The 12,638-nt window shown below is 72.1% G+C and carries 10 protein-coding genes and 1 pseudogene; 7 read left to right on the top strand and 4 right to left on the bottom strand.

Annotated features, from left to right (window positions below; genetic code table 11):
• The first annotated feature begins 12 nt into the window (after positions 1-12).
• Together ACFYW1_RS36670 and ACFYW1_RS36665 are read left to right on the top strand one after the other, a co-directional pair.
• Positions 13-1,248 carry a cytochrome P450 gene (locus tag ACFYW1_RS36670; protein ID WP_389003646.1) on the top strand — a complete coding sequence of 412 codons (1,236 nt, stop codon included), beginning with the start codon at positions 13-15 and terminating at the stop codon, positions 1,246-1,248.
• 77 nt (positions 1,249-1,325) lie between these two features.
• The gene (locus tag ACFYW1_RS36665) at positions 1,326-1,781 is read left to right on the top strand and encodes a YbaK/EbsC family protein (RefSeq protein WP_389003643.1); all 456 of its coding nucleotides are present in this window, start codon (positions 1,326-1,328) and stop codon (positions 1,779-1,781) included.
• A gap of 34 nt (positions 1,782-1,815) precedes the next feature.
• Here the strand turns inward: ACFYW1_RS36665 and ACFYW1_RS36660 are convergent, their stop codons facing one another.
• The 3 genes from ACFYW1_RS36660 to ACFYW1_RS36650 are packed head-to-tail and all read right to left on the bottom strand — an operon-like array spanning position 1,816 to position 4,669.
• On the bottom strand, positions 1,816-2,475 hold the full coding sequence (locus ACFYW1_RS36660; RefSeq protein ID WP_389003640.1) for a response regulator: 660 nt from the start codon (positions 2,473-2,475) through the stop codon (positions 1,816-1,818).
• Complete coding sequence (locus ACFYW1_RS36655; protein WP_389003637.1) at positions 2,472-3,665, bottom strand: sensor histidine kinase; 1,194 nt, start codon at positions 3,663-3,665, stop codon at positions 2,472-2,474. Before ACFYW1_RS36655 ends, ACFYW1_RS36660 begins: the two co-directional genes overlap by 4 nt.
• Positions 3,665-4,669 (bottom strand): hypothetical protein, encoded by a 1,005-nt coding sequence (locus tag ACFYW1_RS36650; protein WP_389003634.1) that lies wholly within the window; start codon positions 4,667-4,669, stop codon positions 3,665-3,667. Before ACFYW1_RS36650 ends, ACFYW1_RS36655 begins: the two co-directional genes overlap by 1 nt.
• A gap of 302 nt (positions 4,670-4,971) precedes the next feature.
• Here ACFYW1_RS36650 and ACFYW1_RS36645 point away from each other — a divergent pair, with 302 nt between their 5' ends.
• The 3 genes from ACFYW1_RS36645 to ACFYW1_RS36635 all read left to right on the top strand — a co-directional run bounded on the left by ACFYW1_RS36645 (position 4,972) and on the right by ACFYW1_RS36635 (position 8,601).
• On the top strand, positions 4,972-6,042 hold the full coding sequence (locus tag ACFYW1_RS36645; protein ID WP_389003631.1) for a methyltransferase: 1,071 nt from the start codon (positions 4,972-4,974) through the stop codon (positions 6,040-6,042).
• On the top strand, positions 6,039-7,979 hold the full coding sequence (locus ACFYW1_RS36640) for an ABC1 kinase family protein (RefSeq protein ID WP_389003628.1): 1,941 nt from the start codon (positions 6,039-6,041) through the stop codon (positions 7,977-7,979). The genes ACFYW1_RS36645 and ACFYW1_RS36640 overlap by 4 nt, the downstream gene beginning before the upstream one ends.
• Before the next feature lie 97 nt (positions 7,980-8,076).
• Positions 8,077-8,601, top strand: coding sequence for a PadR family transcriptional regulator (locus tag ACFYW1_RS36635; RefSeq protein WP_389003625.1), 525 nt, complete (start codon positions 8,077-8,079; stop codon positions 8,599-8,601).
• Positions 8,602-8,960: 359 nt separating this feature from the next.
• Here ACFYW1_RS36635 and ACFYW1_RS36630 read toward each other — a convergent pair whose 3' ends face one another.
• Positions 8,961-11,120: an MMPL family transporter gene (locus tag ACFYW1_RS36630; RefSeq protein ID WP_389003622.1), complete on the bottom strand. Its 2,160-nt coding sequence runs from the start codon at positions 11,118-11,120 to the stop codon at positions 8,961-8,963.
• 293 nt (positions 11,121-11,413) lie between these two features.
• Between ACFYW1_RS36630 and ACFYW1_RS36625 the strand changes: the two genes are divergently transcribed.
• A complete protein-coding gene (locus ACFYW1_RS36625; protein ID WP_389003619.1) occupies positions 11,414-12,436 on the top strand; it encodes a polyprenyl synthetase family protein in 1,023 nt (340 codons plus the stop codon).
• Positions 12,437-12,465: 29 nt separating this feature from the next.
• A pseudogene (locus tag ACFYW1_RS36620) lies at positions 12,466-12,638 on the top strand (methylmalonyl-CoA carboxyltransferase); the annotation flags it as partial.

Below are 12,638 nucleotides of genomic sequence, written 5' to 3'. Positions count from 1 at the left end.
CGGGAGAACGACATGGCACTGGACATCGAGAAGCAGAAGAAGGACGAGACCGGGGCGCGGTCCGCGGAGAGCCTGATCGACCAGGACTTCGTGCGCAACCCGCACGCCACCTACGCGTGGATGCGGGAGGAGGGCCCGGTCAAGCTCCGGCAGCAGAGCGGCTCGGTACTGTGGATGATCACCCGGTACGAGGACGCCCGCGCCGCGCTCGCCGACCCGAAGCTGCACAAGGACCCGCGCAGCTTCCCCAACCCCGCGGGCGGTACCGGGATGGGGCCCGAGGAGCCCGGCATGGAGCTCCTGTCGCGGCACATGCTCAACAGCGACCCGCCGGACCACACCCGGCTGCGGAAGCTGACGACCAAGGCGTTCACCGCCCGCCCGACGGAGATGTTCCGCCCCCGGATCGAACAGCTCGCCGCGGGCCTGCTGGACGGCTTCGCGCCGGGCCAGAAGATCGACGTCGTGGACGACTACGCGATGCCGCTGTCCACCCGGGTGATCTGCGAACTCATCGGCATCCCGGCCGCGGACGGCGAGGTCTTCCGCGACTGGTACACCACGATGACCGGGGTGCACGCCCCCGAACAGGTCACCGAGGCCCGGCAGTCGCTGATCAGCTACCTGAGCGCGCTGATCGCCGACAAGCGGTCCCACCCCGCCGACGACCTCATCAGCAACCTGCTCCAGGCCCGCGACGCCGACGACCTGCTGACCGAGACAGAGGTCATGTCGATGGTGTTCCTGCTGCTGGGGGCGGGCCACGAGACCGCGATCAGCTTCATGGGCACCGCGATGCTCTCCCTGCTGTCCGAACCGGACCAGCTGGCGGCGCTCCAGAACGACCTGTCGCTGCTGCCCGGCGCCGTCGAGGAACTGCTGCGCTTCGAGAGCCCGATCAACATCGCGACGTTCCGCTACGCGGCCGAAGCCGTGGAGATCGGCGGGGTGACCATCCCGGCGGGCGACTCGGTCTTCGTCTCGATCGGCGCGCTCAACCGCGACCCCTCCCGGTTCGAGGAGCCCGACCGGCTGGAGATCACCCGCCCGGCCACCGGCCACCTGGCCTTCGGCCACGGCCTGCACCACTGCCTGGGCGCACCGCTCGCCCGGGTCGAGGGCGCGGTCGCCATCGGCCAGCTGATCACCAGGTTCCCGAAGCTGTCGCTCGCCGTCGACCGCGACGAGCTCCAGTGGCGGTTCAGCCTGATGCTGCGGTGCCTGGAGTCCCTCCCGGTGGTGCTGTGACCGAACGGTTCGGCACGTCCGTCTCGCGGCGGCCGGCAACGTCGCCGGCCGCCGACGACACGACGTACCACCGGCTGATGTCGATGCTCGCACGGTCCTCGGCCACCTACCGGATCATCGATCACGCGCCCGAGGGCCGTACCGATCTGGCCAGTGAACTGCGCGGTCACCGGCTGGAGATGGCCGCCAAGTGCATGGTGGTCAACGTGCGCAGAAAGCAGGACGGGGGCCACCACGCCCTCGTCGTGGTCCCCGGTCACCGCCGGGTCGACCTGCGCAGCGTCAGGAAGCTGTTCGGTGGCAACGACGCCACCCTGGGCGACCGGGACGAGGCCGAACGCCTCACCGGCTGCCGCACCGGCTCCGTCATCCCGTTCTCCTTCGACGAGGCACTGCCGCTGGTGGTCGACGCCGGCCTCCTCGTCCACGACGAGATCTTCTTCAACGCCGCCCGGCTCGACCGGTCGATCGCGCTGCGGACCGCGGACTACGTCTCGCTGGCCGACCCGCGCGTGGCCGACGTCGCCAAGTAGCGGACGGCCCCCGCACGGCCCGCCGCCCCGGCCCTCACCGGCCGGGGCGCACCAGCCGGTGCTCGTAGGCGAAGATCACCAGCTGCACCCGGTCGCGCATGCCGAGCTTCGACAGCAGCCGGCCGACATGCGTCTTCACCGTGCCCTCGGAGAGGAACAGCTCCTTGGCGACGGCCGCGTTGGAGGCGCCGCGGGCGATCAGCAGCAGCACCTCGCGCTCGCGCTCGGTGAGCGCCTCCAGCGGATCGGGGCCGGAGACCGGCGTCGGCAGGTCCGGAGCCACCTCGGCCAGCAGCCGCCGGGTGGTGGTCGGGGAGATCACCGCGTCGCCGCGGTACACGGTGCGGATCGCCGACAGCAGGTCCTCGGCGGGCGCGTCCTTGACCAGGAAGCCGCTGGCCCCGGCCTGCAACGCGGCGAAGGCGTGCTCGTCGACGTCGAACGTGGTCAGCACGATGACCTTCGGCGGGTCGGTCCCGCGCAGCAGCCGCCGGGTCGCCTCGACCCCGTCCATCCGGGGCATCCGCACGTCCATCAGCACCACGTCGGCGGCGGTCGCCTCCAGCAGCTCCAGGGCCTGCGCACCGTCCCCGGCCTCGCCGACGACCGTCATGTCGTCCTGCGCCTCGACGACCATGACGAACCCGGCCCGCACCATCGCCTGGTCGTCGACGAAGAAGACCCGGATCGTCATGCCGTCTCCCGCCCCTCCCCGGCGAGCGGGGTCCGGAGGGGCAGCCGGGCGCTCACCAGGAAACCTCCTCCCGGCGCCGCACCCGTGGTGACGGAGCCGCCGGCGACGGCCATCCGCTCCCGCATCCCGACCAGCCCGTGGCCCGCCCCGTCGCTGGGGCCGGGACCGTTCCCGTTGTCGCGCACCTCGATCTCCACCCTGTCGTCCGACCACTGGAACCGTATCCCGCAACGGGCACCGGCACCCGCGTGTTTCAGGGTGTTGGTCAGGGCTTCCTGCACCAGCCGGTAAGCGGCCAGTTCGGCGGCCGGGGTGAGCGGGCCGGGCGTGCCGGTCTCGGTGAAGTCGACGGTCAGCCCCGACTCCCGTACCCGGTCCAGCAGTTCGGGCAGCCGGGAGAGGTCGGGCTGCGGGCCGAAGCCGTCGCTGCCGTCGCCGCTGCGCAGCACGCCCAGCAGCCCGCGCATGTCCGTGAGCGCCTGGCGCCCCGCCTCCTCGACGGTGCGCAGCACCTCCGCGGCGCGCTCCGGCCGGGCCCGCGCCGCGTACCGGCCGCCCTGGGCCTGGCTGACGATGACGGAGAGGGAGTGCGCGACCAGGTCGTGCATCTCCCGGGCGATCCTGGCGCGTTCGTCCAGCGCGGCCCGGTGGGCCCGCTCCTCGCGCTCGGCCTCCGCCCGGGCCGTACGGTGCTCCAGCTCGCCCACGTACGCCAGTTGGATGCGGCGGAACAGACCGAGGCTGAAGGCCACCAGCACGATCGCCAGCAGGAAACCGGCCAGGAACGCCGGCGGCAGCTGCGTCTGCGAGGACAGGGCGGTCCGCAGCGCGACCGCGCCCGCCCCCACCGCACCCACCACCAGCGCCGTCTGCGGGGCCCGCCGGCCGCCGTGCGCGCAGTACGCGAACAGCGACAGGGGGAAGGCGAGCAGCGAGGGCAACAACGGGAAACCGCCGGGCAGTACGGCGGCCTGCACCGCGCAGGCCACACTCGTCACCACGAAGGACCCGGTGGGCGCGGAACGCCGCCACGCCCCCGCCGCGTGGCCGACGACCACCGCGGGGGCGAGCAGCGGAGCCCACACCCCCGGCAGCGCCAGCCACAGCAGCAGCAGCGTCCAGCCGCCGACCGGAACGGCGACGACCAGGGTGAGCAGGACGTCCGGCCGGGCCGGCCGGACCGCGGACATCACTCCCCGCACAGCCGGCACACGGCCCGGGTGCGGCGCTGGTACGTGCGGGTGGCGCCGAGCAGCGCGAGCCCGAACAGGGCCCAGCCGCCGTACACCGCCAGGATCACCCAGGAGTTCGCGCTGCCGGAGTCGAAGGGCAGGTCGGGGCCGCCGAGCAGGTGGTTGACCGAGGCGAACACCGGGATCAGACCCTGGAGCAGCAGGGCCGCCGACAGGCCCCAGCCGCAGGAGACCAGCAGCATGCGGGGCACCCTGCGACGGGCCAGGAACGGCACCCAGAACGGGTAGACGCGCCCCCACGAACTCACCAGGGCCAGGGACAGCACTCCGCCCCCGACCAGCAGCATGGTCTCCATGACCGGGAATCCCTCGGTGTATTGGCCGGGACGGCCGATGCCGCCCCCCGCCCACCAGTAATACTTCACGCCCGGGTAGATGAAGGCCAGTCCGAACGCCGTGTACCCGAGCCAGTCCGCCGGCCGGTCCCGCTCGCCGGGGCGCAGCCCGCACAGGTCGCAGCCCTCCCCGGTGCGGCGCTGGAAGGCGAGGGTGGAACGGGCCAGCAGCAGCGTCGCGGCGAAGGCCACGGCACGGGTGAGGAAGCCCGGCCAGTCCACGGTCGCGAAGTCCCCGGCGGGAATCCCGGTGACCCAGAAGAACGAGCGGAACGCGTCGAAGATGATGCCGACGGCCGACCACAACAACAGCACGCAGGCGGTCCAGCCGACGAACAGCAGCACCGGGCGGGCACCCTTGCCGGCCCGCTGCGACGAGGCGGCGAGCGCCGCGACGACACCGGCCCCCGCACCCGCCCAGGCGGCCCACGACGGCACGATGCCCAGCGAGCTGATGTAGTCCGCCGCGCCCGGCAGATGGGGCTCCAGGGCCTTCGTCGCGAGCACCCCCGCGGTGGCCGCCAGCACCGGCCACAGCCGGGTGCGCCGGGGGGCGGCGGTGGGGGGAGCCGTCCTCTCGGTCAGTGGAATGACGCCCTCGGGCATCTCGGACTCCTCTCCCAGCGGTGCTGCGACCGGACTCTGCGGCGCATGCGGTCGTGAACCACCCTGACAGCAGTGCCCCGGCCGCCGCGTCTGCCTCAGGTCTTGCGCGGATGTGACCTGCGGATGATTACCCGCCCCCCGGGGGTGCCCCGTACGGTCGTTGCCGGTACCGGCAATCCGTCCGGTCACCGGCCTCCCCCTGGCTAGCGTGCGGATGCCAACCGCACGCGGCCCACGGCGTCCCCGGAGAGCCTCTCGGAGCCGGAAGCGGCCACCGTCCATCAGCGTCAAGGAGCCGATGCATGTCCCGACCGACCGACCAGGCAGACCAGGCCCCCGATGCCAACGGCGCCTACGCCGCGCCGTCGCACGACCCCGTCGCCGAACGCTTCATGGCGATGACCGACGTGATCACCCCGAACGCCGTCCGGGTCGCCGCCACCCTGGGCCTGGCCGATCTGGTGCGCCAGGGGGTGAACCGGCTGGACGACCTGGCCGACCGCACGTCCACCGACCGCGACGCGCTCGGCGAGATGATGCGCCACCTGGCCGTCCAGGGCCTGTTCGAGCAGCCCGAGCCGGGCGTCTACGCGCCGACGGAGCTCTCCCGCTGGATCGAGAGCGACCACCCCGTCGGGATGCGCGAGTTCCTCGACCTGGACAGCCCGATGGGCCGCCCGCAGCGCGCCTTCGCCAGCCTGCTGCACAGCATCCGCACCGGCGGTCCCGCCTACGCCGAGGTGTACGGCAGGACCTACTGGGAGGACCTGGACGCCCACCCCGAGCTGAGCCGGGCGTTCAACGCGAAGATGGCCAAGCAGGTCTCCGAGATCTCCGCGGACGTCGCCAAGACCTACGAGTGGGACCGGGTCGGGCACGTCGTCGACGTCGGCGGCGGCACCGGCACCCTGCTGTCCGAGGTGCTCGCCGCGCACCCCGCGCTGCGCTCGACCCTCGTCGACCTGCCCGCCGCGTCCGGCGGCGCCGGACAGCTGCTGGCCGCCGCGGGCGTCGCCGACCGGTGCGAGATCGTGCCCGGCAGCTTCTTCGAGCCGCTGCCCGCGGGCGCGGACGTGTACGTGCTGTCGACGATCCTGCACGACTGGAGCGACGACGCCTCCCGCAGGATCCTGCGCCGCTGCGCCGAGGCCGCCGGGGACCACGGCAAGGTCCTCGTCGTGGAGCACCTGATCCAGCCCGAGATCCGGCAGGGCATCTCCACCCTCAACCTGATCCTGCTGGCCACCCTCGGCGGCAAGGAACGCTCCCTCGACGAGTACGGGGAGCTCGCCACCACCGCGGGCCTGGAGGTCCTGAGGACCATTGAGCTGCCCTCCGGACGCTCGCTGCTGGAGCTCGGCCGCCGCGCATGAACGATCTGGTGTTCGCGCTGGCCGGGACCGTCGGGGTGGTGACGCTGGCCATAGGCATGGCCGTCGGCGCACGCCGGCTGCTCGGCCTGCGCGTCGGCACCCTGCGCATGGTCCTGGCCGCGCTGGTCGGTTTCACCACCGCCGTGTTCTTCGGGAACATGGTCCAGCCGCCGATGGAGCGGGGGGTGCTCGCCACCGTCATGGTGGGCATCTCCGTCTTCGTCACGATGGCCTTCCTCGTCCTGGCCGAGGTCGTCATGCCGGACCGCTCGCGGCCCGTGGCCTGGACCAGGCGACTGCGCAGACGCGTCATGCGCACCCACCGCTACGCGCAGATCGGGGTGATCCTGGCCCGGCACGGCCTGGCCCCCTTCCTGCGGCGCAAGGACCGCAGCCGGTCGGGCCGGCTCGCCTCCCACCGGCTCGCCCGCTCCCTGCGCCTGGCCATCGAGGAGGGCGGGGTCACCTTCGTCAAGCTCGGGCAGCTCATGTCGACCCGGCCGGACGCGATCCCGCGGGAGTTCACCGAGGAACTCAGCAAGCTCCAGTGCCAGGTGCCGCCGTCGCCCTGGGCCGACGTCCACCAGGTGCTGATCGACGAACTGGGCGACCTGGTGGACTCGGAGTTCGCCGAGTTCGACCCCGAGCCGATGGCCGCCGGCTCGATCGCCCAGGTGCACGTGGCCCGGCTGCGCTCCGGCGCCAAGGTCGTGATCAAGATCCAGCGGCCCGGCATCCACCAGGTCGTGGAGCGCGACCTGGACATCATGAGCCGGATCGCGGCCAAGCTGGAGGACCGGGCCGACTGGGCGCGGGCCATCGGAACGGTCACCCTGGCCGCCGGGTTCGCCACGGCCCTGCGCGAGGAGCTCGACTTCCAGGTCGAGTCCCGCAACATGACGGCCATCAAGGCCGCCGCGGCCGAGGCCGGCACCGAGGTGTGCGTGCCCGGCCTGCACGAGAAGCTCTGCACCAAGCGGGTCCTCGTCATGGAGTGGCTGGACGGGGTGCCGCTGGGCGAGGCCGGTCCCGCCATCGAGGAGCGGGGACTGGACCGGGAGAAGCTCGCGGGCGTCCTGCTCGACTGCATGATGCGCCAGACCATGATGCACGGCGTCTTCCACTGCGACCCGCACCCCGGCAACGTCCTGCTGCTCGACGACGGGCGGCTGGCCCTCCTGGACTTCGGCGTGGTGGGCCGGCTCGACGCCAAGGCCCGCGGCGCGCTGCGCGACCTGCTGCTCGCGGTCAAGCGGGAGGACCGGGAGGCGCTGTGCGACGCGCTGCTCGACCTCGTCGTGCGCCACGACGACCTGGACGAGCAGGAACTGGAGCGTGAACTCGGCGATTTCGTCGCCCTGTTCCTCACCGCGGGCTCCGCCCCCGACCTGGAGATGTTCGCGGGCCTGTTCCGGCTGATCGCCTCGCACGGGCTGTCGGTGCCGCCCCAGATCGCCGGGGTGTTCCGGATGCTCACCACCCTGCACGGCACCCTGATGCAACTGGCGCCCGGCTTCGACGTCATCGCCGAGTCCCGGGAAGTGGTCGCCGGGTACTACACCGAGCGGCTCCGCCCCTCCTCGCTGCGCGCCTCCGCGGGCGAGAACCTGCTCAGCATGATCTCGATGCTGGGCAAGGTGCCCAGACGCCTCGACCGGATCACCGGGGCGCTGGAGCAGGGCCGGCTGGGCGTCACCGTCCGGCTGGGCGCCCGGGAACGGGACCGCAGGCTCGTCACCGGGCTGGTGCACCTGACGCTGCTCACGGTGCTCGCCGCGGCCTTCGGGATCATGGCGGTCATCCTGCTCAACACCAACAACGGCCCGCTCATCACGCCCACCCTGAGCCTGCTGCACGTCTTCGGCTACAACCTGCTGGTCGTCAGCTCCGTACTGGGCCTGCGCGTCCTCGTGCGGGTGTTCCGGGGCGAGTCCTGACCCCCGCGCGCACCGCCGCGCCCTCCGTACCGCCGTTCCCGAACGAACCGAAGCGAACCGAACCGTATCCGAGCGAACCTCTGACTGGAGGCGTCCCATGAAGTCGACCGACCGCAAGCGCTGGGGAGTTCCCGGCGGTCCCGATCTCCTGGACCTGGTACCGGACCTGCTGGACCAGTTCGCGGACGGGCTGTACCGGCCCCACGGCCAGGGGCTGCGCGGAACGGTGCTGCTGCTGCTCGCCGACGGGCCGCGCACCGGGGCCGCCCTGATCGAGGAGGCCGCGCGCCGGCCGGGCGTGCGGCCCACCGCCGACGAGGTGTACCCGCTGCTCCAACAGCTCGCCGACGAGGGCCTGGTGACGTCCGAGGGGCAGGACGGGCCGCGCACGTACACGCTCACCGAGAAGGGCCGGGCGGCCGTGCCGGACGGGAAGTCCGATGCCACCACCGGCCGGCCCGGCCCCGGCGGCCGGACCATGGAGGCGCACCGGCTGATGGGCGATGTGGTCATGGCCGCGGGGCGGCTCGCGTGGTCGGGCGACGAACGGAAGATGGAGCGCGCGTCCGAGGTGCTGGCCGAGGCGCGCCGCAAGCTGTACGCGCTGCTGGCCGAGGACTGACGGCCACCGGACCCACCGTCGCACGAAGCCACCGGAGCGGCCGGAACGCGGGAACCCCCGCGCTCCGGCCGCTTCCCGCTGTCCGGGGCCTTCCGGAGGCCCCGTGAGCCCGGCGCACCCCGGCGCACGAAGGGGCGCACAGCGGCTGTACGGGTACGGCCCCCGCCGCCCACGTACGTACGGCGAGGAGAGCCGCCCCGGCCCGTGTAGGCCCCGCTCCCGGTTCGTGCCTGCCCCGCGCCCGCCCCGCGCACGGCAAGGGCCGCCGTGCGGCGCCCGGGATCGGGTGCGCCGCGCGGCGGCCCTTGCGTGGCGGCCGTGACAGCGAGTCGGCTGTCACGGCCGGCCGTCGGGCACGGTCAGCCGGAGGTGCCGACGGACTCCTTCGCGCGAGGCGTCTCGTCCGGGGCGGACGACTGGTCGTGGTCGCGGTCCCGGCCGCTGGGCCACCATGCCTTGCGGCCCAGCAGCGCGGTGAGCGCGGGTACCAGGAGCATCGCCATGACGAACGCGGTGAGCAGGATGCCGAAGGCCACCGCGAAGCCCATCTGCTGGAGCATGGTGTTCTCGGCCAGCAGCAGCACCCCGAACGTGCCCGCCAGGATGACGGCGGCGGCACCGATCGTCGACGCGGAGCTGACGATGGCGTGGCGGGTGGCCTCGGCCGGGCTGACGCCCCGCCGGACCTCCTCGCGCAGCCGGGCGATCATCAGGATGTTGTAGTCCGTCCCGATCGCCACGACGAACAGGTAGAGGATCACCGGCAGGGTGAACAGCAGCCCGCTCTCGCCCTTGAGGTCCTGGAAGAGCCACACGGTGGACCCCAGGGTCGCGGCGAAGCCCAGGCCGACGGCGAGCATCAGGTACCAGGGGGCCACGACGCTGCGGAGCAGCAGGCCGAGGATGATCATGATGGCCAGTCCGGCGGCCGGGAAGACCAGCGAGTAGTCGTGGTTCACGGCGGCCTGGACGTCGGCCATCACCCCGCTGGTGCCGCCGACCAGTGCCTCCGTGCCCTTGGGCGCCGAGGAGTGCGCGGCGTCGCGCAGCGGACCCGAGACCAGCTCGATGGCCTGGTCACCGGTCGGCCGGTAGTCGATCATCACGGCGATCTGGGCGACGTCGCCCTTCGGGCTCGTCACCGGCGGTGCGACCGTGCCGACGCCGTCGACCGCGGCCAGCTCCTTCGCGTACGCACCGAGCCCGGCCTGGTCCAGCTTGCTGCCGTCGTCGGTGTGGACCAGCACCCAGACCGGGTCGGTCTGGCCGGCGGCGAAGCCGCGCTGGAGGTCCTCCATCGCCCGGACCGACTCCAGCTCCTTCGGCAGCGAACTGCCGCTGTCGAAGATCGGGTTGAAGCTGAGGGAACCCACCGCCAGAACGGCGAGCAGCCCGGCCGAACCCGCGGCGACCACACCGGGACGGCGGCCGATGAGCGTCCCGACGCGCTGCGAGAGCCCGTGCTCGGGCTGCTTGCGCCACGCCTTGGAGGGCCAGAACACCTTGGTGCCGAGCAGCGAGAAGACCGCGGGCACGAGGGTCAGCGCCGCCACGAGGGTCACGCCGACGGAGATCGCCAGGGCGGGACCCATGGCGCGGAACATGCCCAGGCTGGACAGCAGCAGGGCGAGGAACGCGACGATGACCGCGCCCGCGGCGGAGGCGATGGTCTCGCCGACCTTGCCGACCGCGTCCGCCATGGCCTGCTTCGGCTCCTGGCCGGTCCGCAGGTGTTCCCGGTAGCGGAAGAGCAGGAACAGCAGGTAGTCGGTCCCCACCCCGAACAACACGACGATCAGGATGGACGAGATCGACGCGTCGGTCTTCAGACCGCCGAGCTCGGACACGGTCGCGATCAGGCCGTTGGCGACCATGAAGACGACCGAGATCACGATCAGCGGCAGGAACGCGATCAGCGGGCTGCGGAAGATGGCGAGCAGCAGCACCACGATGAGCGCCATCGTCGCCATCATGATCATCGCGTCGGTGTTGCCGGAGGAGTGCATGGTGTCCACCGCGGTGGCCGTCTGGCCCGTGATGCCCATGCTCAACGAGGTCGACTTCAGAAGCGGCTTGACCTGCTTGCGCAGCTCCTCGACCGACTTCATCAGATCCGCGTCGTAGGGGTCCTTCGAGGTGGCCAGGATGCTGGCCAGGGCGATCTTCCCGTTGGCGGAGACCGACTGCGGATTGGTCTCGATCCGCTTGATCTTCTTCAGACCGGCCTTGTCCAGACCGGCCACGACCTCGACCACGTCGGCCTTGTCGGCAGCAGTCAGAGGAGCCTTGTCCTTGCGCTGGAAGACCGCGATGGAGGCGGGCTGCTCCTGCTGCGGGAAGGCGCGTTCCTGCACCTTTCCGACCTGGACCGACTCATAGTGCGACGGCAGGAAGTCGGCCTGGTCGTTGGTCGGCTTCAGCTGGGGAGCGAGGGATATCAGGGCGGCGGCCACAATCACCCAGGCGAGAATGGTCAGCCATGGATGCTTGACGGCGGACTGCCCGATCCTTCCGAACATGAGACTCCTTCGGTGCGTCTTTCCAGGGGGCCCTTGATTCTCGGTGCGCGGCGTTCCCCGCCTCCTGCCGCGCGGATACATGTGGCAGCAACCTGCCGCATGAATCCGGAACACGCGGGAGGGCCGTCCCTGCGCACACCGGCGGAACCGCCCTGGCAGGAAGATGACAGGGGATGCATCAAGTGGCCAGCGGTGTTGCCGGGGCCGGAGCGGGAATCGGATGCTCGTGTGATGAACTCGCACCCCTGCTCGTACCGGTCCGTGGCCGCCCGTCCGACGGGCGCGGTGAGGGCATGACCGTCACGGTGCCGGCGGGATCCGAAATGCTCGCCCATCTCGCCCTCGGCGAGCCGGAGTTCGAGAACAGGATCGCCGAGTCGCTGGCCGCCGCCGAGAAGCGGCTGCTGGACTGCGTGGCGAGTGCCCCCGACCCGAGGGTCGCCGCGCTCACGAGCCATCTCGCCGCCGCGGGCGGCAAGCGGCTGAGGCCGTTGCTGGTGCTGCTCGGCGCCGAGTTCGGCGAACCGTTCCGCGACGGGGTCACCGAGGCCGCCGTCATAGCCGAACTCGTCCACATTTCCTCGCTCTACCACGACGACGTGATGGACGGGGCGACGATGCGGCACGGAGTGGACAGCGTCAACGCGCGCTGGGGCGAACGGCTCGCGGTGGCCGGCGGGAACTGGCTGCTCGCCCGCGCGGCCCGGCTCGCCTCCGAACTGGGCCCGGAGGCCGTGCGCTACAACGCCGAGGTCGCGAGCAGGCTGGTCGCGGGACAGCTGGGGGAATTGACCGGGCCGGCCCCGGACGAGGACCCGGTCGCGCACTTCTTCGAGGTGACCGAGGGCAAGACCGCCGCGCTGTTCTCCATGGCGACGGCGATCGGCGGGCTCCAGTCCGGGGCCCCGGACGGGTTCGTGCGCGCACTGGCGGAGTACGGCAACCAGCTCGGCGTCGCGTTCCAGATATCCGACGACCTGCTCGACCTGGCCGCCCCCGCCGCTCTCACCGGCAAGGAGCAGGGCAAGGACCTCGTGGCGGGCGTGCCCAGCCTGCCGGTGCTCCTGGCCCTGGAGGACGACAGCCCGGAGGGCGCCGAACTGCGGGCGCTGCTGGTGGACGGCCCGGTCGAGGAGGACGGGGCCCGACGCCGCGCCCTGGAGCTCTTCCGGTCCTCCTCCGCGCCCGCCCGGGCGCGTGACCTCCTGCACCGGCGACTGGATCTGGCCAGGGCGGCGCTGGAGTCGCTGCCGCGGTGCCCGTCCCGCCGGGCGCTCGACGCGCTGTGCGGTTACGTGGCCCTGCGCACCGGCTGAACAGGGCAGATACGACAAAGGAGTTGGTCATGCCGCAGGACACCGCTGCCCATTTCGACCGCGTCGGCGAACTCGCCGCCATCCGTGAAGAGGTACTCCGGGGCCCCGACCGGGCGACCGAGGCGCAGCATGCCAAGGGGAAGCTGACGGCGCGTGAGCGGATCGGTCTGCTGCTGGACGAGGGTTCGTTCCGTGAGGTGGA

It is taken from the genome of Streptomyces sp. NPDC002669, assembly GCF_042889165.1.
Lineage (GTDB): Bacteria > Actinomycetota > Actinomycetes > Streptomycetales > Streptomycetaceae > Streptomyces.
The sequence above is the reverse complement of the archived record's forward strand: the minus strand, read 5'-3'. Positions and strand labels throughout refer to the sequence as shown.

What these genes read in the sequence shown, in the direction of transcription:
- ACFYW1_RS36645 (WP_389003631.1), top strand. Translation starts at nt 4,972, where the DNA reads ATGTCCCGACCGACCGACCAGGCAGACCAGGCCCCCGATGCCAACGGC.
- ACFYW1_RS36650 (WP_389003634.1), bottom strand. Translation starts at nt 4,669, where the DNA reads ATGCCCGAGGGCGTCATTCCACTGACCGAGAGGACGGCTCCCCCCACC.
- ACFYW1_RS36625 (WP_389003619.1), top strand. Translation starts at nt 11,414, where the DNA reads ATGACCGTCACGGTGCCGGCGGGATCCGAAATGCTCGCCCATCTCGCC.
- ACFYW1_RS36660 (WP_389003640.1), bottom strand. Translation starts at nt 2,475, where the DNA reads ATGACGATCCGGGTCTTCTTCGTCGACGACCAGGCGATGGTGCGGGCC.
- ACFYW1_RS36665 (WP_389003643.1), top strand. Translation starts at nt 1,326, where the DNA reads ATGTCGATGCTCGCACGGTCCTCGGCCACCTACCGGATCATCGATCAC.
- ACFYW1_RS36635 (WP_389003625.1), top strand. Translation starts at nt 8,077, where the DNA reads ATGAAGTCGACCGACCGCAAGCGCTGGGGAGTTCCCGGCGGTCCCGAT.
- ACFYW1_RS36670 (WP_389003646.1), top strand. Translation starts at nt 13, where the DNA reads ATGGCACTGGACATCGAGAAGCAGAAGAAGGACGAGACCGGGGCGCGG.
- ACFYW1_RS36630 (WP_389003622.1), bottom strand. Translation starts at nt 11,120, where the DNA reads ATGTTCGGAAGGATCGGGCAGTCCGCCGTCAAGCATCCATGGCTGACC.
- ACFYW1_RS36655 (WP_389003637.1), bottom strand. Translation starts at nt 3,665, where the DNA reads ATGTCCGCGGTCCGGCCGGCCCGGCCGGACGTCCTGCTCACCCTGGTC.
- ACFYW1_RS36640 (WP_389003628.1), top strand. Translation starts at nt 6,039, where the DNA reads ATGAACGATCTGGTGTTCGCGCTGGCCGGGACCGTCGGGGTGGTGACG.